Source organism: Streptomyces sp. NPDC059373 (genome assembly GCF_042751495.1).
Lineage (GTDB): Bacteria > Actinomycetota > Actinomycetes > Streptomycetales > Streptomycetaceae > Actinacidiphila.
In genome coordinates this window covers 1-19,711 of sequence record NZ_JBHYXC010000073.1, presented here as the reverse complement: position 1 = coordinate 19,711, position 19,711 = coordinate 1, and the positions used below count along the sequence as shown (strand labels likewise).

Sequence of the window (19,711 nt, the reverse complement as noted above, 5' to 3'; positions counted from 1 at the left end):
CCCTGCTCGAGCGAAGCCGAGAGCTTGGGGGTGGGGGTACCTCCCGGCCGAAGGCTGGGGGAGAGCTACCAGGGCTTTTGGCCAACGCCGCGAGCGTGCGTGCTGGGCGGTGCGACAGGGCAAAGCTTGCCGGGAGGGGCACTAGGCCGTCGGCAGCCACCCGACCTTGCCCGCGAGCAGCGCGTAGCCCACGAAGGCCACGATGTCGATCAGGGAGTGGGCCGCGACCAGCGGCCCGACCCGCCCCCAGCGCCGGTAGAGCAGGACGAAGACGACGCCCATCGCCATGTTGCCGAGCAGCCCGCCGATGCCCTGGTACAGGTGGTACGAGCCGCGCAGCAGCGCGCTGGCGGCCAGGGCGGCGGTCGGGGTCCAGCCCAACTGGCCGAGCCGGCGCAGCAGATAGCCGACGACGATGACCTCCTCCAGCACGGCGTTCTGCACGGCCGACAGGATCAGCACCGGGATCTTCCACCACACGTCGGGCAGCGACTCCGGCACCACCGTCAGGTTGGCGCCGGCCGCCCGCACCACCAGGTAAAACGCCAGCCCGGTGCCGCCGATGGCCGCCGCGACGACCGTCCCGGCGCCCAGGTCCCAGCGCGGCTTGCGCAGGTCGAACCCGATGACGGGCATTCCGACCCTCTCGCGCGCCAGCAGATGCGCGACGAGCGCGACGGGGACGAGCGCCGTCGCAATTCCGAACAGCTGCCAGGCGAGATCCAGCCACGGGCGTCCCGGAGCCTGGGAGGCGACGAGGGTGGCGGCCTGGTTCTTCAGGGCACCGGGTCTGGTGATCGAGCCGATAAAGCTGATCAGGGAGGACAGTGCGCTCGCGCCCAGTGAGAGGGCGAGCACGAGCAGAGTCTCACTGCGCAGCGTGCGTCGCTCCATCGAGGGGGCGGCGGTCCCGACTGACTGCTCTCCGCGCACATAAACCTCCATTTTCGCCATCCTGCCGCATCCCCGGATCCGCCCCCGCTAGGGTCCTCGAAAACTCGAAAACAAGTGCGATGATCGCGCAGACCTTCCGGGGGGAAGCACCATGGGACGTCACCGAGTCCCCGCTGATTCGACCACGCCCGAGCCCTCCGCGGCACAGCGGGCCCGCCGCCGTACGATCGGGATCGCCACCGTTCTCGTACTCACGGTGGGCACAGGGACGTTCGCCGCCATCCGCGACGGGCTGCTGTCCTTCGGCGGTACCTGCGGCGCGGGCACGGTCCGGCTGCGGGTCGCCGCGTCACCGGACGTCGCCCCGGCCCTGAGCCAGGTGGCCCGCGAGGCCCGCCGCACCGCGGTCAAGTCCGACGGGCAGTGCCTGGACGTGACGGTGACGGAGCGGACGGCGTCGGAGGTCTCCGCTTCCCTCGGCAGCGGGAGCTCGGACGGCTCCGACTTCGAGGTGTGGGTCCCGGACTCGAGCGCCTGGGTTGGCCTGGCCGACGCCGGCGGGAGCAGCACCCCGGTGACGACGATCGGCAACGTCGCGTCGTCGCCGATCGTGGTGGGGACCGTCGCGGCGCAGGCCAAGCAGCTGGGGTGGCCGGAGAAGACGTACACCTGGGCCGAGCTGACCTCGGCGGCCGCAAGCAGCAAGGACCTGCGGCTCGGCGCCGCCGACCCGTCGCGCAGCGCCACCGGCCTGCTCGCCCTCGCCATGCTGAACGCCTCGATCGCCCGGCAGGGCGGCGGCGACACCGACACCCGCACCGCCGGCCTGGCGAAGCTGCTGGCCCAGCACTCCGCACCCGGGGACGCCCAGATCGTGGCGACCCTGCCGGGCGACGCCTCGAAGGACGAGTCGGACAACCCGAAGCGCAACCAGGCACTGATCGTGTCCGAACAGGCCGCCTACGAGCACAACGCCGCCCCCGGTGACGCGCCCAAGCTCGACCTGTTCTTCCCCAAGGACGGCACCGCGGATCTGGACTACCCGTACACGCTCGTCGACCCCGACCGGGTCGGCACCGAGCGCGAACGCGCCGCCACCCGCTTCATGGCGCTGCTGCAGAGCAAGGACGGCCTGCGCCGGCTGGCGGCGGAGGGCTTCCGCACCCCGGAGGGGCAACCGGTCGCCGCGGTGCTGGCGAAGGCGGGCGGCCGTACCCCTCAGCCGGTGGACGACCGTCCGGTCGACGTGCCCTCGGCGCAGGAGTTGAAGCGGGTCCGTACGCTCTGGCTGATCACCGTGCAGAACGCCCGGCTGATCACGGTCGTGGACGCCTCCTTCTCCATGGCGCGGACGGTGCCCGGCTCGGGCGGGCAGTCGCGGATGGAGGTGACCAAGGCCTCGCTGCTGCAGGCCCTGTCGCAGTTCACCCCGGACGACGAGATCGGCCTGTGGGAGTTCGCCCGGCGGCTCGACGGCAGCCGGGACTACAAGGAGCTGGTCCCCGCCCGGGCGCTCGGCGACACCACCGGACAGGGCACCACCCAGCGCTCCCGGCTGACCTCGGCCTTCGGCTCGCTCAAGCCGGTGCAGGACGGGGCGACCGGGCTGTACGACTCGGCGCTGGCGATCTACCAGGACGCCCGGAAGAACTACACGCCGGGCGAGTTCAACGCGGTCGTCATCCTGACCGACGGCGCCAACGAGGATCCCGGCAGCATCTCCCTCGACGCCCTGACCGGCCGGCTCAAGAAGCTCGGCGACCCCGAACGCCCGATCCCCCTGATCGCCATCGCCATCGGGCCGGACGCCGACAAGGCCGCGTGCGACCGCATGGCCAAGGCCACCGGCGGCGCCGCCTACCGGGTCAGCGACCCCGCGCAGATCCACCAGGTGCTGCTGAAAGCCGTGGTGGACGCCTCCACGGGCGCCACCGCCACCTCGTAGGACCTCCTGGCCGTCACTCCGGCCACTCGTGGACCGGCTCCCCGGAGTGCATCAACTCGCAGTAGCGCAGGGTCATCGCGGCCAGCGCCCGCTGCCGGTCGAGGCCGCGCCCCAGCTCGCGGTGGAAGGCGTCCCGCTGCCAGGTCGCCCCGTTGGTACGGCGGGCACACCGCCCCTCGATGATGCCGAGGTAGTGGTCCCGGTCCACCGGGTCGATGCCCCAGCCGTCCAGCCCGGCGGCGGCGAGCGGCAGCAGTTCGTCGCGGACCAGGTCGACGGCGGAGACCTCGGTGAGGGAACCGGCCCGGCCGTTGCGGGGCCACCGCAGCACCGCGTCGATGCCGTCGCGGCAGGCGGCGTCGAAGTTCGCCTCGGCGGCGGCGAAGGGCAGCCGGCTCCAGACCGGACGGGGGGATTCGGCGAGCGCGCGGACCAGGCCGTAGTAGAAGGCGGCGTTGGCGATCACATCGGCGACCGTGGGCCCGGCGGGCATCACCCGGTTCTCGACCCGCAGGTGCGGTACGCCGTCCACGACCGCGTAGACCGGACGGTTCCAGCGGTAGATGGTGCCGTTGTGCAGGGTGAGTTCCTTCAGCTGCGGCACCCCGCCCTCGTCCAGCACCCGCAGCGGGTCCTCGTCCTCGCAGATCGGCAGCAGGGACGGGAAGTACCGTACGTTCTCCTCGAAGAGGTCGAACGCGCCGGCGATCCAGCGCTCGCCGAACCAGGTGATCGGGCGTACGCCCTGGGTCCGCAGCTCCTCGGGCCTGGTGTCGGTGGCCTGCAGGAACAGCGGAACCCGGGTCTCGCTCCACAGTTCGCGGCCGAACAGGAAAGGGGAGTTGGCGCCCATCGCGATCTGCGGCGCGACGGCCACCTGCGCCGCGTTCCACACGGCGGCGAAGCGGGCCGGGGTGACCTGCAGATGCATCTGCATCGAGGTGCAGGCGGCCTCGGGGGCGATCGAGGCGGAGGTCGTGGTGAGCCGCTCGACGCCGACGATGTCGAGGCTGATGTCCTCGCCTCGGGCGGCCAGTATCCGGTCGTTGAGCAGCATGTACCGGTCGGCGCGGGAGAGGTTGGCGGACACCAGGTCCTGGGCGCCGAGGGTCGGCAGGATGCCGGCCATGACGATATGGGCCCCGACCTCGTTGGCCTTGCGATCGGCATATCCCAATCCCATACGCAGCTCTTCGGCGAGCCGGTCGAGGACACGGCCGGAGAGCCGGTGCGGCGCGATATTCACTTCGATATTGAACTGAGCGAGTTCGGTCTGGAAATCCCGGCTCGCGATGCGCTCCAGCACCTCCTCGTTCATCATGCGCGGCAGCCCGTCGGAATCCGTGAGATTCAGCTCGATCTCCAGACCCATGAGATTGCGTGGCCGATCGAAGCGCTTCTCGTCCAGCAGCCGCTCCAGCCCCACCAGGCACTGCCGCAACTTCCGGCGGTAGCGCAGGCGGTCGGACAGGTCGAACCCGGTGGCTACGACCTTTTCCCCCATGGGGTGTCCCTCCTCGAACGGTCGGTGAACGGATGATGCCCAGCCTTAAGATCGACAACGCCCCTCAAACCTTCCCCATACGAGCCGCTCAACCGCTAAGCTTGCTCCGCAAGAGTTGTCGGGCACATTCCGCTGGCATGGCGCGGTATCCACGGAGGCGATCGCAGGCCTCGTGATAAAGACCGACGAGATTCAGCCATCCGCAGCAGCCCGGGAAGACCCGGTGTGCGCTGTGCATTTCCCCGTAAATACGGAGAAAATTGCACGCCAGGGCGGCGGAATAGCGCCTTGCCCGTAATCCTGATGACTGCTAGCCGAAACACTGAGCGAACACGCATCGTATAAACTCCGCACATATGGCAGAGACTCCGCGACCCGCCGGAAGCGCCCCGCAGGCATCCGGCCACGGGTGGGGATCCGCATGCCCACACCTTTCCCTGCCTGGGCCCAGGTCGCAGCTGACAGTGCCGTCCGCACCCGCCGTGTACCGCCGTGTCTCCCGATGAGAGGCCGCCCACCATGCCGCTGCAGGTACCCCCAGCACCCGCCCCAGCTCTGCGGAGCGTCCTGGCCGCACTGAGCTCACCCACCGCTGTCCGCGAGGCGCGCACCCCGGCGCTGCGCTCCGCCACGGGACCGCTCGTACCCGAGCACCCGCTTCCCATGCACGTTCTGGAACCCGCGAGTCCGGTGGCTGCCGTGACCGCGCCTTCGTACCAGTTGCCTCGCGCCCGGCTCACCGGCTGGCGCTTCCACATCCGCGCCGGCGAGCAGATCGCGGCCGGTGAGACCGTGCACACTCCCGACGGATGGGCCTTCTCGCACTTCTGCGAGGGTCCGTATCTGCTCTCTACGGAACGGGCGTTGCGGCAGGCGGAGCCCCTGGCGGCCACGTACCAGCCGCATCTGCTGTCCGTGCCGGGGCTGTACATGATGACCCTGTGGCTGCACAGCGATGTCACGGCCGATGCCGCGACCGCGCAGCCGGCGGCGGGCGATCTGCTGATCCCGCTCGCCCCTGCTCCGCCCGGGATCGCCGCGCACCGCATTCACCGGCTGTCCGACCTGGTCCCGGTGCTCACTCTGCGGCTGGCTCCCGCCCCCCTGCTGGGAACGAGTGCCTGACGGAAGAGAGGGCGGCAAAGCGGACACCCCCGTGACCATACGGTCACGGGGGTGTTGCTTTGTGCGAGCAACCGCCCGCGCGGGTGAATGCGTCCCCAACTAACAAGAAAAGCTCACACGAAATGCCTGCGGAATCACGTCAGTAGGGCAACACTGGACCCGACCGCACGAAACGGGGGCACGGTCATGAAGAAGGTACTTACCCCAGCCGGCCGCACATCACACCAAACGCAGCGAAAGACACCGTCCATGTGCCAGCACAAGCCGCATTGCCCGTCCGCCACCAGCCCCGACCGGGAGGCCGCCCAGGTGGTCGCCCACCACCCGGAGCAGGGCTGGAGCCTGCTGTGCAACGGCGTCCTCCTCTTCGAGGACACCGGCGAACTCCTGCCCGACGGGCAGATCATCGCACCGCACCGGCCTCTCGGCGTCGAGCTCATCGTGACGGCCGCCTGACAGCTGCTGGCTACGCCTCGTACTCGTCCAGCGGCGGGCACGAGCAGACCAGATTCCGGTCGCCGTAGGCGCCGTCGATACGGCGCACCGGCGGCCAGTACTTGTCCGCAACCGACACCCCGGCCGGGAACACGGCTTCCTCGCGGGAGTACGCGTGCTCCCATTCACCGCCGAGCGCGGCGGCGGTGTGCGGTGCGTTGCGCAGCGGGTTGTCGTCCGCCGGCCAGCCGCCGGCGCCCACCTTCTCGATCTCGCCGCGAATCGCGATCATGGCCTGGCAGAAGCGGTCCAGCTCCGCCAGATCCTCGCTCTCCGTCGGCTCGATCATCAGCGTCCCGGCCACCGGGAACGACATCGTCGGCGCGTGGAAGCCGTAGTCGATCAGGCGCTTGGCTACGTCGTCGACCGTCACGCCCGTCTCCTTGGTCAGCGGTCGCAGGTCGATGATGCACTCGTGCGCCACCAGCCCACCGGGGCCGGTGTACAACACCGGGTAGTGCGGTTCGAGCCGCTTGGCCACGTAGTTGGCGCCCAGCACCGCGACCTGCGTGGCGGCCTTGAGCCCCTCGGCGCCCATGAGACGTACGTACGCCCACGAGATCGGCAGGATGCCCGCCGAGCCCCAGGGCGCCGCCGAGACCGGGCCGACGCCGGTCGCCGGACCGGCCTCGGGCTGCAGCGGGTGGTTCGGGAGGTACGGCGCCAGGTGGGCGCGGACCGCGACCGGACCGACGCCGGGGCCGCCGCCGCCGTGCGGGATGCAGAAGGTCTTGTGCAGGTTCAGGTGCGACACGTCGCCGCCGAAGTGGCCCGGCTTGGCAAGCCCCACAAGGGCGTTGAGGTTCGCGCCGTCCACGTACACCTGGCCGCCCGCGTCGTGCACGGCCGCGCAGATGTCGCCGATGTGCTCCTCGAACACGCCGTGTGTGGAGGGGTAGGTGACCATCAGGACGGCCAGTTCGGCGCCGTACTGCTCGATCTTGGCGTGCAGGTCGGTGATGTCGACCTCGCCGTCGTCGCTGGTCTTGACGACCACGACCTTCATGCCGGCCATCACGGCGCTGGCGGCGTTGGTGCCGTGCGCCGAGGACGGGATCAGGCAGACCGTGCGCTGCGTGTCGCCGTTGGCCCGGTGGTAGGCGCGGACGGCCAGCAGGCCCGCCAGCTCGCCCTGCGATCCGGCGTTGGGCTGGAGGCTGACCTTGTCGTAGCCGGTGACCTCGGCCAGCTGCTCCTCCAGCCCACGGATGAGCGTGAGGTAGCCGGCGGCCTGCTCGGCCGGCGCGAAGGGGTGCAGCGCGCCGAACTCGGGCCAGGTGACCGGCTCCATCTCGGTGGTCGCGTTGAGCTTCATCGTGCAGGAGCCGAGCGGGATCATGCCCCGGTCCAGCGCGTAGTCCCGGTCGGCGAGGCGGCGCAGGTAGCGCAGCATCGAGGTCTCGGAGCGGTACTGGTGGAAGACCGGGTGGGTGAGGAAGTCGTCGGTGCGCAGCAGGGCGGCCGGAGCCGCGTCCTCGGTCGCCGCGTCCAGCGCGTCGACCTCACCGCTGACGCCGAACGCGCCCCAGACCGCGGTGAGCTGGTCGCGGCCCGTGGTCTCGTCACAGGCGATGCCGACCAGATCCGCGTCCACCTGGCGCAGGTTGACTCCCGCGTCGCGGGCGGTGGCCACCACCTCGGCGGCGCGGCCCGGCACGCGGGCGGTGATCGTGTCGAAGAAGGCGTCCGTGGTGACCTCGACGCCGCCGTCCCGCAGCCCCTGGGCGAGGATCGCGGCGTAGCGGTGGGTGCGGCGGGCGATGCCGCGCAGGCCGTCGGGGCCGTGGTAGACCGCGTACATCCCGGCCATGACGGCGAGCAGCACCTGCGCGGTGCAGATGTTGCTGGTGGCCTTCTCGCGGCGGATGTGCTGCTCGCGGGTCTGCAGGGCCAGCCGGTACGCCTTGTTGCCGTCGGCGTCGACCGAGACACCGACCAGACGGCCGGGCAGGCTGCGGGCGAACTGCGCGCGCACCGCCATGTATCCGGCGTGCGGGCCGCCGAAGCCCATGGGTACGCCGAAGCGCTGGGTGGTGCCGACGGCGATGTCCGCGCCCAGCTCGCCGGGCGAGGTGAGCAGGGTCAGCGCGAGGAGGTCGGCGGAGACGGTGACGACCGCGCCGAGGCCGTGCGCCTGCTCGATGACCGGCTTGAGGTCGCGTACGGCACCGGAGGCGCCCGGGTACTGCAGCAGGACGCCGAAGACACCGCGCTCGGCGACCTCGGCCGGGATGCCGTCGGACAGGTCGGCGACGACCACCTCGACGCCGGTGGGCTCGGCACGGGTCTGGATGACGGCGGTGGTCTGCGGGAAGGTGTCGGCGTCGACCAGGAAGACGCCGTCCTTGATCTTGCCGACCCGGCGGGACAGGGCCATCGCCTCGGCGGCGGCGGTGCCCTCGTCGAGCAGCGACGCGCCGGAGGTGGGGAGTCCGGTGAGGTCGGCGACCACGGTCTGGAAGTTGAGCAGCGCCTCCAGGCGGCCCTGCGAAATCTCCGGCTGGTAGGGCGTGTAGGCCGTGTACCAGGCCGGGTTCTCCATGACGTTGCGCAGGATCACCGGCGGGGTGAAGGTGCCGTAGTAGCCGAGGCCGATCATCGGGTGCAGCACCTGGTTGCGGTCGGCCAGCGAGCGCAGCTCGGCCAGGACGTCGGCCTCGGTGCGGGCGGCCGGAAGGCTCAGTGCCTGGGCGCTCTTGATGGCGGCCGGCACGGCGACGGCGGTCAGCTCGTCGAGCGAGCCGTAGCCGATCTGGGCGAGCATCTTGGCCTGGGCTGCCCGGTCGGGGCCGATGTGGCGGCCGGCGAAGGGAATGCCGCGCTCCAGCTCGGAGAGTGGGATGCGGTTGGCGGTCATCTGCGGAGGCCTCCTGGTCTGACGCACTGGCCTGACTCGATTGGGGCCTCCCCCTCTGTCATCTGAACCTGAGAGCTTCACCGCCCCGCGCGAGCGGAACGACTTTCACCGTCGGTGAGGCAGCGCCCCGAGGACGTCAGTGTCCTGAGACTCTTCCTGCTTTCCAGAGTGACCTCACCCATGCGGTACGGATGCCTGAGAGATTCCGGGGAGGAGTTGCTCCTTCGGCGCCCGGCTTGCCTGCACTGCCGGGACTCTCCCGCACGGGGTCTGCGGCCGCTGCCAGCCTACCAGCGCGACTCCCGACGCCGACATGTGACAGAAGGTGGCTTTCGTGACTAAATAGGATCAATTACGAGCAGTTGGAGGAACCGTGCAGACCGGTATCGATCCGCGCAGCCTGATCGGCCGCAGGGCCTTCGACATCAACGGAGTGAAGATCGGCACCGTCGACGAGGTCTACCTCGACGACGCGACCGGCCGGCCCGAATGGGCCGCCGTCCGGACCGGCCTCTTCAGCCGTGACGCCTTCGTCCCCCTGGAGCCCAGCGAGTTCGTCGAGGACCACCTTCGCGTCCCCTTCGACAAGGCCCTCATCAAGGACGCCCCCGACTTCGGCGTCGGCCGCCACCTCTCCCCCGAGCAGGAGCTCCAGCTCTACCACCACTACGGCCTGGAGGTCCCGTTCCCCGACGGCACGGCCGACCACGACTTCGGCACCCTGGCGGGCGAAAGCTGAGCGGCGAGGTCACTCCGACCGCCGTACCAGTGGCAGCGGCTCCGACGGCTCCAGGTCAGGCGCCTCCACCGGGAAGGTCCGCACCCTTCCCGGCACCAGCGACCACGGCTCCTCGAACCGTACGGTGACCCGGCCGACGCCACTGCCCTGCACCCAACCGGCGCCGTACACGGCATGCCGTACGTCCTGCCCGGGCAGCCAGCGCCGGATCGGCGCCGGCTCGTCCGCCGGGGTGGCCGCCACCGTGGGGCTGTCGATCGCCTCGTCGGCGGCCACGGCCTCCGCCGCCTGGGCGAACAGATCCTCCTGGGTGAAGTCGGCGAGCCCCGAGACGCCCACCCCGAGCAGCCGGACCCCGCCGGTCGTGTCCACGGCCTCGATCAGCCGCCCGGCCGTCTCGCGGACGACCGCCGGGTCGTCGGTCGGGGCCCGCAGCGTCTCGGAGCGGGTGAGCGTGCTGAAGTCGAAGCGCCGCACCTTGATCACCACGGTCCGCCCTGACCGCCCGGCGCCCCGCAGCCGCTTCACGCACCGGTCGGCCAGCCGGTCCAGCTCGGTCCTGACACGTATCCGGTCCGTCAGGTCGACGTCGAAGGTGTCCTCGACCGAGATCGACTTGTGCTCCCGCTCCGCGACCACCGGCCGGTCGTCCAGGCCCGCGGCCATGGCGTACAGCGACGCGCCGTGCGCCTTGCCCAGCAGCCGTACGAGCTCCGCCTCCCCCGCGTGCCGTACCTCCGCGATCGTGGCGAGCCCGGCCCGGCGCAGGTGCTCGGCGGTGGCCGGGCCGACCCCCGGAAGTGTGCGGGCCGTCATGGGGTCGAGCAGCGCGCGCTCGGTGCCGGGGTCGACGACGACCAGGCCGTCCGGCTTGGCCTCCTCCGAGGCGATCTTGGCGAGCAGCTTGGACGCCGCGAGGCCCACCGATGCCGTAAGCCCGGTGGCCGCCCTGATGTCGGCCCGCAGCTTCTCCGCCACCGCCCGGGGCCGGTCGCCGATCCCACCCGCCTCCAGGTCGACGAAGGCCTCGTCGAGGCTCAGCGGCTCCACCAGCGGTGACAGCTCCCCCAGCAGCCCCATCACCACGTCGCTGACCTGACGGTAGAGCTCGAAGCGCGGGATCAGATACGCCGCGTTCGGGCACAGCCGCCGGGCGTGCGCCATGGCCATGGCCGAGTGCACGCCGTGCACCCGGGCCTCGTACGACGCCGTCGCGACCACTCCGCGCGGTCCGAGGCCACCGACGACGACCGGCTTCCCCCGAAGACTCGGCTTCGACGCCTGCTCGACGGCAGCGAAAAACGCGTCCATGTCGAGGTGCAGGATCGTCGGCGCGCTTCTCACAGTACCGATGCTGCCTCACGCCACTGACACTCGCCGTACGTGTGTACGACGGCTGTACCGCGACGCCTATCCCGCGCGGTTGCGGCGCCGCGCCAGCTCGTCGGCCGGGTTGTGCCCCGCCAGGGTCTCGCCGGTGTCGACCCGCTCGCCGTGCAACTGCGCGAGCACGCTCTCAACCTCGCGCCAGACCACGCCGACGGCGATCCCGAAGATGCCCTGGCCGCCCTGGAGCAGCGAGACCACCTCGTCGGGGGACGAGCACTCGTAGACCGTGGCGCCGTCGCTCATCAGCGTCATCCGGGCCAGCTCGCCGGGCCCGGAGGAGCGCAGGTGCTGGACGGCGGTGCGGATGTTCTGCAGGGACACGCCCGTGTCGAGCAGCCGCTTGACGATCTTGAGGACGACCACGTCCCGGAAGCTGTAGAGCCGCTGGGTGCCCGATCCGTACGCAGGCCGGATGCTCGGCTCGACCAGTCCGGTGCGGGCCCAGTAGTCCAACTGGCGGTAGGTGATGCCGGTGGCAGCGCAGGCCGTGGGGCCGCGGTAGCCGATGGTCTCGGATGCCGTCTCCGGCCCGGGGCCCGGTACGGGGGCAGGTGCAGGTGCGGACGGCTCACCGCCGCCCCCGCCGGCTGCCATCGCGGAGTGCCGGGCCAGGGCCCCACGCAGCGGATACGGGCCGCCTGCGGCCATTCCGTCGCCGGTGCTGATCACGCCGACCTCCGTCCCTTCTCATCCCTCCGGGCGCGTGCACGTGCCGTTGGGACTTACCTCCTCGACGGTAGGCAGTCACTCCGGGTGCGTCAACGATCGCCACGCTCGGCACGCCGAGTGATATCAACCCCAAGAGTGGTTTCGCGTGTCCACCCGAGGGGTATCGCTAGGCGAATGGTCGCAAGCCGGGCGGCGTAAAGGTCACTGGCTGCTCGTGCCGAAGTCCTCCGGCGAGATCTGGTCGAGGAACTCGCGGAACTTCTCCACCTCGTCCTCCTGCTCGTCCGGGATGGCGATGCCCGCGTCGTCCAGCACGCCCTCACTCCCGTAGATCGGGGTCCCGGTGCGCAGCGCCAGCGCTATGGCGTCGGAGGGGCGGGCGCTGACCTCGACACCGCTGGCAAACACCAGCTCGGCGTAGAAGACGCCCTCCCGAAGGTCCGTGATCCTGACCTCGGCCAGCGTCTGACCGACAGCCTCGAGCACATCCTTGAACAGATCATGGGTCAGCGGCCGCGCCGGGGTCATCCCCTGCTGCGCGAAAGCGATGGCTGTGGCCTCCCCGGGCCCGATCCAGATCGGCAGGTAGCGGTCGCCCCCCACCTCGCGCAGGAGCACGATTGGCTGATTGGAGGGCATTTCCACCCGGACACCCACGACATCGAGCTCGTTCACACAGCAACCCTAGGACGTGCCCGGCAGGTTTGGGTAGTCGGGGACCCGGTCGCCGCCCTCCCCGGGGCCCGCCGGCGGTCAGAACAGCCGCACCCGCAGCGCCGACTGGAGCAGTGCGGCGTGCAGCCGCACCGACAGCGCCGTCAGCTCCCGGGCAGTGCTTTCCGCATGCGTCCTGGTCTGCGGATTGCGGTGTCTGCGCAGCGGAGCGACCACCTGTTCGACCAGACCGGCCTCCCGGTCCGCGGCGGCCTTCACGGCCCGCAGGTGGCGCGGCTCCAGGCCGAAGCGGCCCAGCTCGGCGATCAGTTTGCCGATGTTCACCGATTCGGCGTCGTAGTCGCCGTCCGGGCCGGCCTCGACCAGCCCGTACGACTCCCACTGCGCCAGCTCGTCCTCGTCCGCGCCGGTGGCGGCGATGAGCTCCCCACGGCCGATCCGCAGCCCCGCCACCTCCGGCTCCGCCGGACGGTCCAGCAGGTCACGGTGGTCTGCCTGCGCGGGCAGCGGCTGGGGCCCCCTCCCTGCGATGGCCGGGGGCGGCTCTCCCCGGTCGAGGGCGTCGAGATGCTCCCGGATCACCTTGAGCGGCAGATAGTGGTCGCGCTGCATCCGCAGGATATGGCCGAGCCGCTCGACATCACGCACCGCGAACTTCCGGTACCCCGACGGGGTCCGTTGCGGCTCCACCAGGCCCTCCGCCTCCAGAAAACGGATCTTGGAGATGGTGACCTCGGGAAACTCGTCGCGCAGCTGGCTGAGCACCGCCCCGATGCTCAGGAGTCTGCCGTCCGTGGAGGCGGTGCCGTTTCCGGCACCGCCCGACGGTGTACGAAGCATGGACCTTCCCTCGCGGGTCGGATGCGGTCAGATACCTCGCTGGCTCGCGTAGAAGACCAGTCGGTACTTTCCGATCTGCACCTCGTCGCCATTGGCCAGCGGCACCGCGTCGATCCGCTCCCGGTTGACGTAGGTGCCGTTGAGGCTGCCCACGTCGGAGACGGTGAAGCCGCCGTCGGGGCCGCGCCGGAACTCCACATGCCGCCGTGAGACGGTCACGTCGTCCAGGAAGATGTCGCTTTCCGGGTGACGGCCCGCCGTGGTCAGCTCACCGTCCAGCAGGAAGCGGCTCCCCGAGTTCGGACCGCGCCGGACGATCAGCAGCGCCGAGCCCGGCGGCAGCGCGTCCACGGCGGCCTGGGCCTCCACGGACAGCGACGGGATCACGGTCTGACCGGTGGCCTCGGCCTCGTACGCCTCAAGCCCTGAGATGGAGATCGTCGAGGTGGTCTCGGACGCCCGCTCGGGGCCCCCGCCGCGCAGCGGCGCGCCACAGTTGGAGCAGAAGCGACTCGCCTCCGCATTGCGGTGCCCGCACCTCGTACAGACCGGCAAGGACCCTCCACCCGCATTCGAGGTTGATGGTGTCTCGAAACCTATGCGCCCGGACGCGGCAGGGTCAACAGAAGCCACGCCATGACCACCCGAAATGTCGCCACCGGACCCGGGGGCCCCGGCGCGGTCATTCCGGAACAGCGGGCGCTCCTCGCCCGTGCCCTCATCCTGCGCGTGTCGCGGAGCGCGGTGCCGCGCGGTGGCACTGTCACGCTCCTGCCGCGCCCTTTTTCCGAACAACTTTCCGAACAACTTCACGGGCGATTCCCCTTGAATGACATAGACCCGCCCGTGGGGCAGGACGAACCCTCAGTCACGACCAACACACAGTTTCCATCACGCACCACCCGGCGCATGCGGCGACCCCCCGCTTTCTCTTGCCCTCGCCCGAGTACCCCCACTCGTCGCGTTCTCACTAGGATGACGACTGAGCGTAGTCAGGCGCCTTCGACGGCCGCAAGGCATCCACAATGATCTTCTTCGATCGCGTCACATCCGCTGTGGCCTGCTCCTTCTCCAGAGTCTGCACCACTCCGCCGGGGATGTTGAGCGCCGGCTCCAGATCCTGTGGATTGCCGATGACTTTGAACCGGTACGGCTGCGTGACCTTCTTGCCGTCGATCTCCACGCTGCTGCCGCTCTGGGTGAAGTACGTGGCAGCGACGACCCGCACATCGTTGATCTGGATGGCCTCCGCGCCCGCCGCCCGCAGCTCCTGGAGGGTGTCGAGCAGCGTGTCCGACTGAACGGCCCCCTTCGGGTCGCGGATCGTCAGGATGATCCCGGGCCCCTGGGCGGCGACCGTGCCGGCCAGCACACCGAGCTGCTGCGCCTTCTGCTCGGTCTGCTTACGGGCCTCTTCGGCCTGGTTCGAGCTGTTCTCGAGCTCGGTCCGCTGACTGTCCAGGCGCTGCTTCTCGTCCTGGAGCCGCTGCGTACGGTTGTCCAGCTCGTCGAGGATCCGTACCAGGTCCTCCTGGCGCGCCCCGCGCAACGCGCTGTTGTCGCTGGTGGAACGGACCTGGATGGCCAGGCCGAGGCCCAGGACGAACAGCAGCAGCGCCACGATCAGCTGCGCCCGCGTCACCCTCGGCGGCCACAGGCCGGCCTTCAGCCGCTCCCGGCCTGCCGCGGCCGGCGGCGCCGGCACGGTCTCCTCCGGCTCCTCGGGCGGCGTGGCCTTCGGCGTCTCGTCGTTGTGGTCGTCACTCATCGTGCTGTCACGCCCGGAAGACATGGCGGCGGATGGCCGCCGCGTTGGAGAAGATCCGGATGCCCAGGACGACCACCACACCGGTGGAAAGCTGGGATCCGACCCCGAGCTTGTCGCCCAGGAAGACGATCAGGGCCGCGACCACGACATTCGAGAGGAAGGACACGACGAAGACCTTGTCGTCGAAAATCCCGTCGAGCATGGCCCGCAGGCCGCCGAACACCGCGTCGAGCGCGGCGACCACGGCGATCGGCAGGTACGGCTCGACCACCGTCGGAACCACGGGGCGGACCACGAGGCCCACCACGACTCCTACGACGAGGCCCAGTACGGCGATCAATTCGTGCCCTTCCCTGTTTCTGCTGCGCTCTTCCCGGCGCTCGGTGCCGGACTCGCTGTACGGATGATCAGACTCGGGGCCGCCGGCAGCTTGAGTTCGCTCTCGGTCGAGATGCTCGCGCGGATCCCGTAGTTCTGCTCCAGGACATGCAGATACTGGCCGTCCGCACTGTCCTGGAAGGCGGTGCTCAGCCGCTTCCCGTCCCCGATCGCCAGCACCGTGTACGGCGGCGCCAGCGGCTTGTTGTCGACCAGTATGGCGTCACCGGCGGCCCGGATCGCCGACAGCGCCGTGAGCCGCTGGCCGTTGACGGAGATCGCCTCGGCCCCGGAGGACCACAGGCCGTTCACCACCCGCTGCATGTCACGGTCGCGGACCCGGCCGGTGTCCGAGAAGTCGCTGCTGGTGCGCGGATTGCTGCCGCCTCCCGACGAGGCCTCCTTCGCGTCGTCCACGACGAGCTTGACGCCGGGGCCGGTCACCGCGGTTGCGCCGGCCAGCAGCGAGATCCGATCGACATCCGCGACGCCCTGGTCCTTCAGCGCCTGGCGCTGCTTCGCGCTCACCTCGTCGCTGAGCTTGTGCACGCTCTTCTGCAGCCGGTCCGCCGTGCGGGTCTCCGACTCGATACGGTCGATCAGCTGCTGCCGGTCCTTGGCCAGCGTCGGCGCGCTCACCTGCGCCTGCGCGGCACCCAGGGTGACCACGACGGCGGCCAGCACCAGCCCCACGGCCAGGCTCAGCTTGCCCCGCACCGTACGCGGCATGTGGGTTGTGCCGGTCTCACCGCGGCGAGCCGCCGCCTCCGCGTAACCGTCGTCGAGGCTGTGCTCCATGACATTGGTCAGCAACGACATCGAGGCATCGGGACGCCGCGGCGCGGCCTCGCGGGTCGCGCTGCTCCGATCGGGGTGCTGCTGCGGCATCCGCACATCGTCCCACGTCGGCGGCACAACACTCGAACGGCCCCCTCCCGGCGCGCCGTTAGGCTCAACGGTCATCGGGAGGAGGCCGTACCGGGTCTCAGCGGCCGGCGCTGTCCACGATCGCCGACCACTCGTCGAGCAGGGCCTGTGCGGAGGCGTCATCGGGCCCCTCGGCCCACAGATGCGTCACCGCCTCCGCCGGGTCCGGCAGCACCATCACCCAGCGGCCGTCGGCCTCCACGACCCGTACGCCGTCGGTGATGTCGACGGACCGGTCGCCCGCCTCCTCGACCACGCGCCGCATGACCAGTCCCTTGACCGCCCACGGCGTCGCCAGGTCCCGCTTGAGGACATGCGCCTTCGGGATCCGCGCGTCGATCTGGCTCAGCGTGAGCTGCGTACGCGCCACCAGGCCGATCAGCCGTACGAAGGCCGCCGAGCCGTCGAAGACACTGCTGAACTCGGGGATGATGAAGCCGCCCTTGCCGTCACCGCCGAAGATCGTCGACTCCGACCTGCCCACCCGGGTCAGGTCGTCCGGCGAGGTCGTCGTCCACTCCACCTGCGTGCCGTGATACGCCGCCACCTGCTCGGCGATACGGGTCGTGGTCACCGGCAGCGCCACCCGCCCGCTGCGGCGCTCGGCCGCCACCAGGTCGAGCAGCACCAGCAGCGCCCGGTCGTCCTCGATGATCCGGCCCCGCTCGTCCACCAGCGACAGCCGCTCACCCACCGGGTCGAACCGCACCCCGAAGGCCGCCCTGGACGACGACACAATCTCGCCCAGCCGCACCAGCCCGGCCCGGCGGCTGTCGGCCGTCTCCGTCGGCCGCGACTCGTCCAGACCCGGGTTGATCGTCAGCGCGTCCACCCCGAGCCGTCCGAGCAGGCTCGGCAGAACCAGGCCCGCACTGCCGTTCGCGGCGTCCACCACGACCTTCAGGCCCGAATCGGCGATGCCGGTGGTGTCCAGCGCCCTCAGCAGCGCACCGGTGTACGAATCGAAGACGCTCGCCGGGAAGTACAGATCACCGATCTCGCCCGGGAAGGCACGCCGGTACTCCTGACGGGCGTAGACCCGGTCCAGCTTGCGCTGGCCGCCCGCCGACAGGTCGGCACCCCGCTCGTCGAAGAACATGATGTCGACCGAGTCCGGTGTCCCGGGCGTCGTACGGATCATGATGCCGCCGGCGCTGCCGCGCGCGGTCTGCTGCCGCGCCACGGGCATCGGCACGTTCTCCAGGTCGCGCACATCGATGGCGCTGGTCTGGAGCGCCGAGATGACCGCCCGCTTGAGCGCCCGGGCACCACGGGAGTGGTCACGGGCGGTGGTGACGGTCGAGCCCTTCTTCAGCGTCGTCGCGTACGCTCCCGCGAGCCGCACGGCGAGCTCGGGCGTGATCTCGACGTTGATGATGCCGGACACGCCTCTGGCGCCGAAGAGGTGCGCCTGTCCGCGCGACTCCCAGATGACGGACGTGTTGACGAAGGCGCCCGCCTCAATGGTCTTGAAGGGGTACACCCGGACGTTGCCGGCGATGATCGACTCCTCGCCGATAAGGCATTCGTCGCCGATGACCGCCCCGTCGTCGATCCGGGCCGCCCGCATGACATCGGTGTTCTTGCCGATCACGCAGCCGCGCAGATTGGTCTGCGCCCCGATGAAGACGTTGTCGTGCACGACGGCCTTGTGGAGGAATGCACCGGTTTTGACGACGACATTCGAGCCGATGACCGTGTGCTCCCGGATTTCGGCGCCGGCCTCGACCTTCGCGTAGTCCCCGATGTAGAGCGGGCCGCGCAGAACGGCGTCGGGATGCACCTCGGCGCCCTCGGCGACCCAGACGCCGGGCGAGATCTCGAAGCCGTCGAGGTCGACGTTGACCTTGCCCTCCAGCACGTCGGCCTGGGCCTTGAGATAGCTCTCGTGGGTGCCGACGTCCTCCCAGTAGCCCTCGGCGATGAAGCCGTAGATGGGCTTGCCTTCCTTCATCAGCTGCGGGAAGACGTCCCCGGACCAGTCCACCGACACGTCCGGCTCCACGTAGTCGAAGACCTCGGGCTCCATGACGTAAATACCGGTGTTCACGGTGTCCGAGAAAACCTGGCCCCAGGTCGGCTTCTCCAGGAAGCGCTCGACCTTGCCCTCCTCGTCCACGATGGTGATGCCGAACTCCAGGGGATTGGGCACCCGGGTCAGACAGACGGTGACGAGGCCGCCCTTTTCCTTGTGGAAATTGATCAGCTCCGTGAGATCGAAATCGGTGAGGGCGTCACCGGAGATCACCAGGAACGAGTCATCCTTGAGCGCTTCCTCGGCGTTCTTGACACTCCCGGCTGTCCCGAGTGGCTTCTCCTCGTTGGCGTAGGTGAGATCCATGCCTAGCTCCTCGCCGTCGCCAAAGTAGTTCTTGACGAGGGAGGCGAGAAACTGCACAGTCACCACGGTCTCGGTGAGACCATGCCGTTTGAGCAGCGTGAGCACGTGCTGCATGATCGGCTGGTTCGCCACGGGCAGCAGCGGCTTGGGCATGCTTGAGGTCATCGGGCGAAGGCGAGTGCCCTCGCCGCCGGCCATCACGACGGCCTTCATGTCGGAAGCGTCCTCCTTGAAGAGACGACTGTCTTGCCGACGTCACCCGTCCGTGTCCGCAGTCGTACGGACACACTGTTCCCGCTACGGGCGCCCCGTCGGCCGGTCCCAGGCCTGCCGGAGCGCGCACGGCGCACGGGCTCAATCGGCCATTGCATCCGCCCTGACGAGTCGGCGGACCTGGACCACGTAGAGGATCCCTGCCCACCAATAGAGCGTTGTACCCCATCCTGCGAATGCCCATCCGAAAATAGCAGCGAGCGTACTCGGCCACCCGTTGCCGTCACTCAGAAGGAGCAACGGGAACGCGTACATGAGGTTGAAGGTCGCGGCCTTCCCCATGAAGTTGACCTGCGGCGGGCCGTAGCCGTGCCGGCGCAGCACCAGGATCATCACCCCGAGAAGGGCCTCGCGCGCCAACAGGAGCCCGGTGACCCACCACGGAAGAATCCCCCGCCAGGTCAGACCCACGAGCGTGGACAGGATGTACAGCCGGTCGGCCGCGGGGTCCAGAATGCGACCGAGATTGCTGATCTGGTTCCACCGTCGCGCGAGCTTGCCGTCCAGGTAGTCGGTCACGCCGCTCAGCATGAGGATGAGCAGCGCCCATCCGTCGGACTTCGGGCCGCCGAACTCCGGCCACAGGATGAGCCACAGGAACACCGGCACGCCGACAAGACGCGCCATGCTCAGGATGTTGGGGATCGTCAGGATCCGATCCGTTTGCACCCTTGTCTCCTGGACCTCCACCGGGGCCCCTCCTGTGTGTACGTACGCCGCTTCGATTCCTCCTGGACCCTACCCCAGGCAGCAAAAAGGCCTTGTCCCGGATCCAGGATCCGGGACAAGGCCCAATGAAAGATTGTTCGGCGGCGTCCTACTCTCCCACAGGGTCCCCCCTGCAGTACCATCGGCGCTGAAAGGCTTAGCTTCCGGGTTCGGAATGTAACCG

Annotated in this window: 17 protein-coding genes, 1 rRNA gene and 2 riboswitches; of the genes, 4 read left to right on the top strand and 14 right to left on the bottom strand. The window is 69.8% G+C overall.

The genetic code is table 11. The features are described from left to right. Positions 1-141: 141 nt before the first annotated feature. A complete protein-coding gene (locus ACFXJ5_RS40055; protein ID WP_384643090.1) occupies positions 142-945 on the bottom strand; it encodes a CPBP family intramembrane glutamic endopeptidase in 804 nt (267 codons plus the stop codon). A 100-nt stretch (positions 946-1,045) separates the two neighbouring features. Between ACFXJ5_RS40055 and ACFXJ5_RS40050 the strand changes: the two genes are divergently transcribed. After that, positions 1,046-2,839, top strand: coding sequence for a substrate-binding domain-containing protein (locus ACFXJ5_RS40050; RefSeq protein WP_384643087.1), 1,794 nt, complete (start codon positions 1,046-1,048; stop codon positions 2,837-2,839). A 13-nt stretch (positions 2,840-2,852) separates the two neighbouring features. Here the strand turns inward: ACFXJ5_RS40050 and ACFXJ5_RS40045 are convergent, their stop codons facing one another. After that, the gene (locus tag ACFXJ5_RS40045; RefSeq protein ID WP_384643084.1) at positions 2,853-4,343 is read right to left on the bottom strand and encodes a glutamate--cysteine ligase; all 1,491 of its coding nucleotides are present in this window, start codon (positions 4,341-4,343) and stop codon (positions 2,853-2,855) included. 519 nt (positions 4,344-4,862) lie between these two features. Between ACFXJ5_RS40045 and ACFXJ5_RS40040 the strand changes: the two genes are divergently transcribed. Next, positions 4,863-5,468, top strand: coding sequence for a hypothetical protein (locus tag ACFXJ5_RS40040; RefSeq protein ID WP_384643081.1), 606 nt, complete (start codon positions 4,863-4,865; stop codon positions 5,466-5,468). Positions 5,469-5,717: 249 nt separating this feature from the next. Next, the gene (locus tag ACFXJ5_RS40035; RefSeq protein ID WP_384643078.1) at positions 5,718-5,924 is read left to right on the top strand and encodes a DUF5999 family protein; all 207 of its coding nucleotides are present in this window, start codon (positions 5,718-5,720) and stop codon (positions 5,922-5,924) included. Between the two features lie 10 nt (positions 5,925-5,934). Here ACFXJ5_RS40035 and gcvP read toward each other — a convergent pair whose 3' ends face one another. After that, entirely contained in the window at positions 5,935-8,820 is a 2,886-nt protein-coding gene (gene gcvP / locus ACFXJ5_RS40030; RefSeq protein ID WP_384643076.1) for an aminomethyl-transferring glycine dehydrogenase, read from the bottom strand. 48 nt (positions 8,821-8,868) lie between these two features. Then, a riboswitch (glycine riboswitch) is annotated at positions 8,869-8,992 on the bottom strand. A gap of 1 nt (position 8,993) precedes the next feature. Beyond that, positions 8,994-9,092: riboswitch (glycine riboswitch) on the bottom strand. 101 nt (positions 9,093-9,193) lie between these two features. Here gcvP and ACFXJ5_RS40025 point away from each other — a divergent pair. Further along, the gene (locus tag ACFXJ5_RS40025; RefSeq protein ID WP_384643073.1) at positions 9,194-9,559 is read left to right on the top strand and encodes a PRC-barrel domain-containing protein; all 366 of its coding nucleotides are present in this window, start codon (positions 9,194-9,196) and stop codon (positions 9,557-9,559) included. Positions 9,560-9,568: 9 nt separating this feature from the next. On the opposite strand, the gene ACFXJ5_RS40020 is transcribed toward ACFXJ5_RS40025, so the two are convergent. The 11 genes from ACFXJ5_RS40020 to rrf form a co-directional block, all read right to left on the bottom strand. Next, on the bottom strand, positions 9,569-10,903 hold the full coding sequence (locus ACFXJ5_RS40020) for a DNA polymerase IV (RefSeq protein WP_384643070.1): 1,335 nt from the start codon (positions 10,901-10,903) through the stop codon (positions 9,569-9,571). Positions 10,904-10,969: 66 nt separating this feature from the next. Then, positions 10,970-11,542: a MerR family transcriptional regulator gene (locus ACFXJ5_RS40015; protein ID WP_384643093.1), complete on the bottom strand. Its 573-nt coding sequence runs from the start codon at positions 11,540-11,542 to the stop codon at positions 10,970-10,972. Positions 11,543-11,818: 276 nt separating this feature from the next. Continuing rightward, positions 11,819-12,292, bottom strand: coding sequence for a bifunctional nuclease family protein (locus ACFXJ5_RS40010; RefSeq protein WP_127360345.1), 474 nt, complete (start codon positions 12,290-12,292; stop codon positions 11,819-11,821). Positions 12,293-12,370: 78 nt separating this feature from the next. Next, positions 12,371-13,132 carry a transcriptional regulator FtsR gene (gene ftsR, locus ACFXJ5_RS40005; protein ID WP_384643067.1) on the bottom strand — a complete coding sequence of 254 codons (762 nt, stop codon included), beginning with the start codon at positions 13,130-13,132 and terminating at the stop codon, positions 12,371-12,373. 27 nt (positions 13,133-13,159) lie between these two features. Further along, positions 13,160-13,687: an FHA domain-containing protein gene (locus tag ACFXJ5_RS40000; RefSeq protein WP_384643064.1), complete on the bottom strand. Its 528-nt coding sequence runs from the start codon at positions 13,685-13,687 to the stop codon at positions 13,160-13,162. Positions 13,688-14,102: 415 nt separating this feature from the next. Continuing rightward, positions 14,103-14,900 (bottom strand): DUF881 domain-containing protein, encoded by a 798-nt coding sequence (locus ACFXJ5_RS39995; protein ID WP_384643061.1) that lies wholly within the window; start codon positions 14,898-14,900, stop codon positions 14,103-14,105. A 7-nt stretch (positions 14,901-14,907) separates the two neighbouring features. Next, on the bottom strand, positions 14,908-15,240 hold the full coding sequence (locus ACFXJ5_RS39990) for a small basic family protein (protein WP_127360349.1): 333 nt from the start codon (positions 15,238-15,240) through the stop codon (positions 14,908-14,910). Further along, positions 15,237-16,166, bottom strand: coding sequence for a DUF881 domain-containing protein (locus ACFXJ5_RS39985; RefSeq protein WP_384643058.1), 930 nt, complete (start codon positions 16,164-16,166; stop codon positions 15,237-15,239). The genes ACFXJ5_RS39990 and ACFXJ5_RS39985 overlap by 4 nt, the downstream gene beginning before the upstream one ends. A gap of 97 nt (positions 16,167-16,263) precedes the next feature. After that, complete coding sequence (locus tag ACFXJ5_RS39980) at positions 16,264-18,759, bottom strand: sugar phosphate nucleotidyltransferase (protein WP_384643055.1); 2,496 nt, start codon at positions 18,757-18,759, stop codon at positions 16,264-16,266. Between the two features lie 141 nt (positions 18,760-18,900). Then, on the bottom strand, positions 18,901-19,509 hold the full coding sequence (locus ACFXJ5_RS39975; protein WP_384643052.1) for a CDP-alcohol phosphatidyltransferase family protein: 609 nt from the start codon (positions 19,507-19,509) through the stop codon (positions 18,901-18,903). A gap of 114 nt (positions 19,510-19,623) precedes the next feature. Further along, positions 19,624-19,711, bottom strand: a 5S ribosomal RNA gene (rrf, locus tag ACFXJ5_RS39970); the annotation flags it as partial.

What these genes read in the sequence shown, in the direction of transcription:
- ACFXJ5_RS40040 (WP_384643081.1), top strand. Translation starts at nt 4,863, where the DNA reads ATGCCGCTGCAGGTACCCCCAGCACCCGCCCCAGCTCTGCGGAGCGTC.
- ACFXJ5_RS40015 (WP_384643093.1), bottom strand. Translation starts at nt 11,542, where the DNA reads ATGGCAGCCGGCGGGGGCGGCGGTGAGCCGTCCGCACCTGCACCTGCC.
- ACFXJ5_RS40055 (WP_384643090.1), bottom strand. Translation starts at nt 945, where the DNA reads ATGGAGGTTTATGTGCGCGGAGAGCAGTCAGTCGGGACCGCCGCCCCC.
- ACFXJ5_RS40050 (WP_384643087.1), top strand. Translation starts at nt 1,046, where the DNA reads ATGGGACGTCACCGAGTCCCCGCTGATTCGACCACGCCCGAGCCCTCC.
- ACFXJ5_RS39980 (WP_384643055.1), bottom strand. Translation starts at nt 18,759, where the DNA reads ATGAAGGCCGTCGTGATGGCCGGCGGCGAGGGCACTCGCCTTCGCCCG.
- ACFXJ5_RS40045 (WP_384643084.1), bottom strand. Translation starts at nt 4,343, where the DNA reads ATGGGGGAAAAGGTCGTAGCCACCGGGTTCGACCTGTCCGACCGCCTG.
- ftsR (WP_384643067.1), bottom strand. Translation starts at nt 13,132, where the DNA reads ATGCTTCGTACACCGTCGGGCGGTGCCGGAAACGGCACCGCCTCCACG.
- gcvP (WP_384643076.1), bottom strand. Translation starts at nt 8,820, where the DNA reads ATGACCGCCAACCGCATCCCACTCTCCGAGCTGGAGCGCGGCATTCCC.
- ACFXJ5_RS40035 (WP_384643078.1), top strand. Translation starts at nt 5,718, where the DNA reads ATGTGCCAGCACAAGCCGCATTGCCCGTCCGCCACCAGCCCCGACCGG.
- ACFXJ5_RS39995 (WP_384643061.1), bottom strand. Translation starts at nt 14,900, where the DNA reads ATGAGTGACGACCACAACGACGAGACGCCGAAGGCCACGCCGCCCGAG.
- ACFXJ5_RS39985 (WP_384643058.1), bottom strand. Translation starts at nt 16,166, where the DNA reads ATGCCGCAGCAGCACCCCGATCGGAGCAGCGCGACCCGCGAGGCCGCG.